This window comes from Halorhodospira neutriphila (genome assembly GCF_016584055.1).
GTDB classification, from domain to species: Bacteria; Pseudomonadota; Gammaproteobacteria; order Nitrococcales; family Halorhodospiraceae; genus Halorhodospira; species Halorhodospira neutriphila.
Genome location: NZ_NRSH01000183.1, coordinates 1 through 3,195, shown reverse-complemented (window position 1 = coordinate 3,195; position 3,195 = coordinate 1). Strand labels below are relative to the sequence as shown.

The window sequence follows — 3,195 nt, the reverse complement described above, 5'->3', positions numbered from 1 at the left end:
CCTGCTCGGCACCCTCGAGGGTGCCGAGCAGGAGCCCGCCGCCGTGGGCCGCCAGGGCCAGGGGCGGCGCTCCGCCGGGGAGGTTGCCGGCGTGGAGCCGCCACCCCGCCTCCGGCTCGTGGACCAGCAGGGCGCCCGAGCGGGCCGCGGCGTAGACGCGGCCGCTGCCCGGCTCGGCGACGGCGGCGGCGATGCGCTCGCCGGGGTAGGGGCTCCAGCGCTGCCAGCGCTGCGGCCCCTCGAGGAGCAGCTCCGCGGCGGCGAAGACCGCGGCGGCAGCGGCGAGGCCGGCGAGGAGGGGGCGCCGCCACCCCCTCAAAGCGCCGCCCCCTTGCCGGGGTTGAGCACCCCCTCCGGGTCCAGGGCCGACTTGATGCGCCGGGCGAGCTCACCGGTGAGCGGGTCGCCGCAGCGGGCCAGCTCGGCGCGGCGCAGCTGCCCGACGCCGTGCTCGGCGGCCACCGAGCCGCCGAAGCGGGCGACCTCGTCGTGGACGACCCGGTTGAGCGCCCCCCAGCGCTCGAGGAAGGCCGCCCGGTCGGCGTCCGCCGGCTGGGTAAGGTTGAAGTGGAGGTTGCCGTCGCCGATGTGGCCGAAGACGCACGGGCGCACGCCCGGCTCGGCGGCCTCCACGGCCGCCAGCGCCTGCGGGACGAAGGCGGCGACCTCGCTCGGGAGCACGGAGATGTCGTGCTTGATGCTGGCGCCGGCGCGGCGCTGGCCGTCGGGGATGGCGGTGCGCAGCCGCCAGAGCCGCTCGGCGGCGCCCTCGCTCGGCGCGACTACCGCGTCCTCGATCGCCCCCGCCTGCTCGGCGGGCTCGAGGGCCGCAGCGAGGGCGGTGTCCAGGTCCGCCCGCGGGTCGGGGCTGGCCAGCTCCAGGAGCAGGTACCACGCCGCGCCGGGGAGGGGGTTCTCCGGGGCGTCGTCGAGGAGCTGGCCCATGGCGAGGGCCGGCCCGCTCATGATCTCGGCGGCCACGACGGCGTCGCCGCTCTCGGCCTGGGCGGCGCGCACCAGCCCCAGCGCCGGCGTTAGCTCCGCCAGGGCGAGCAGGGCGACGCGCCGGCTGCGCGGCGGCGGCAGCAGGCGCAGGGTGGCGGCGGTGATGATCCCCAGCGTCCCCTCCGAGCCGATGAACAGGTCGCGCAGGTCGTAGCCGCTGTTGTCCTTGCGCAGGCCCTTGAGCTCCCGCCAGATGCGGCCGTCGGCGAGGACCACCTCGAGGCCCAGGGTCAGCTCCCGGGCGGTGCCGTAGCGCAGCACGTTGAGCCCCCCGGCGTTGGTGGCGAGGTTGCCGCCGATCCGGCACTCCGCCTCCGAGGCGAGGCTCAGGGGGAAGAACCGGCCGGCCGCGGCCGCCGCCTGCTGGATCTCGGCGAGGGTGCAGCCCGCCTCGGCGACGAGGTGGCCGTCCTCGGCGTCGGTCTGGCGGATCCGGTTGAGCCGCTCGAGGCTGAGCACGACCTCGCCGCCGTGGCGCGGCGAGGCGCCGCCGACGGTGCCGGTGTTGCCGGCCTGGGGGACGACGGGGGCGCCGTGGCGCCGGCACAGGCGCACCGCCTCGGCGGCCTCCTCGGCGCTGGCGGGGCGGACGGCGAGCCGCCCCTGGCCGGGATAGAGGCCGCGCTGCTCGTGCATGTAGGTCGCCACGGGGCCGTCCCCCTCGACGACGGCCTCGGATCCGAGGCGCTCGCGCAGGGCGTCCGCGAGGCCCGGGGGGAGTGGTACTTCGGCCATAGGGGGCATTATGCGCTCACAGGTACGGTGACGCGAGCCAGCAGAGGGCGTCGCGCAGGCGCTCGGCGGGGTGGCGCTCGCCGAGCTCGGCGCTGCTGAGCTGGCGCGAGCGCGCCCGGATGAGCTCGCAGTCGAGGGCCAGCTGCTCGGCGATGGGGCGGTTGTAGATCTCCGCGTTGAGCTCGAAGTTCAGCCGCAGGCTCCGCGGGTCCATGTTCGCCGAGCCGACCTGGGCGTAGCGCCGGTCGACCACGAAGAGCTTGGTGTGGGCGAACGGCGGGGGCTGGTAGTAGAGGTGGACCCCCCAGTGGAGCAGCTCGCCGAGGATGTGCCGGGTGGCCCAGTGGACGAAGGGGAGGTTGTTGCGCTCCGGGAGCAGGATCTTGACCTCGACGCCGCGCAGGGCGGCCGCCTCGAGCGAGGTGATCAGCGGGCGCATGGGCAGGAAGTAGGGCGTGACCAGCCAGATCTCCTCCCGCGCCGCGGAGAGGGCCCCGATGAGGGTCATCACCAGCCGGTCCAGGTCCTCGTTCGGGCCGTCGGTGATGGTCCGGCAGAGGGCGCCGCTGTCGTGGGGCGTGGCGCGCTTCGGCGGGGTGCGCTCGTCGCCGGTGGTGAACGCCCAGTCCTCGGCGAAGACCGCCTCCATCTGCTGCGCCAGCGGGCCGTCGAAGAGGAAGTGGACGTCGGCGACCCGGTGGCTGCGCTGCGACTGGAGCAGGTGGCTGTCGCCGAGGTTCATCCCGCCGGTGAAGGCCCGCTGCCCGTCGACGACGAGGATCTTGCGGTGGTTGCGCAGGTTGATCGACAGCTGCGGGGGGATCAGCCGCGGCGGCAGGAAGCGGGCCACGGGGACGCCGGCGCGGCGCAGCAGGGTGCTCGGGCGGGGCCAGGTGTAGTACTCGCCGACGCCGTCGATGAGCACGCGGACGTCGACGCCGCGGCGGTGGGCGGCGCTCAGGGCGTCGATGAATTGCCGGCCGCTGGTGTTGGTCTCGAAGATGTAGGTGCTCAGCATCACCGTCTCGCGGGCGCCCTCGATGGCCTCGAGCATCACCGGGTACGCCTCCTCGCCGTTGCTGAGCACCTGGATGCGGTTGCCGGGCTCCAGGGGGCGGCCGGTCACGGCGTCGGAGATGCGGATCTGCTCGGCGTACTCCGGCCCGATGCCGTGGCTGGAGCTCGTCGGGTGGGGGGCGAGGCTCGGCGGGAGGCGCTCCTCGGCGACGAGCTTGCGGGCCCGGGTGTAGACGCGGTTGATGCCGAAGAGGTAGTAGAGCAGCGCCCCGCCGGCCGGGAAGATCAGGCAGACGGCGATCCACGCGGTGGCGACCTGCGGCTCGCGCTTGGTGAGCAGGGCGTGTCCCGCGGCGAAGGGGCCGACGACGGCGGCGAGGAGGCTGACCGCGGCGACGAGCCAGGCTGTAGCGGCGTCCATCCCCCCAGTCTCCGGGT

General features: G+C 75.2%; 3 protein-coding genes. All 3 read right to left on the bottom strand.

What is annotated here, in order from left to right; genetic code table 11:
* A partial coding sequence (locus tag CKO13_RS11425) for a hypothetical protein (RefSeq protein ID WP_200261133.1) occupies positions 1 to 319 on the bottom strand: 319 nt, incomplete at its 3' end.
* Positions 316 to 1,740: an FAD-binding oxidoreductase gene (locus tag CKO13_RS11420; RefSeq protein ID WP_242468020.1), complete on the bottom strand. Its 1,425-nt coding sequence runs from the start codon at positions 1,738 to 1,740 to the stop codon at positions 316 to 318. The genes CKO13_RS11420 and CKO13_RS11425, both read right to left, overlap by 4 nt.
* 16 nt (positions 1,741 to 1,756) lie before the next feature.
* The coding region (locus tag CKO13_RS11415) for a phospholipase D-like domain-containing protein (protein ID WP_338034645.1) at positions 1,757 to 3,195 on the bottom strand (1,439 nt) is incomplete at its 5' end.

What these genes read in the sequence shown, in the direction of transcription:
- CKO13_RS11420 (WP_242468020.1), bottom strand. Translation starts at nt 1,740, where the DNA reads ATGGCCGAAGTACCACTCCCCCCGGGCCTCGCGGACGCCCTGCGCGAG.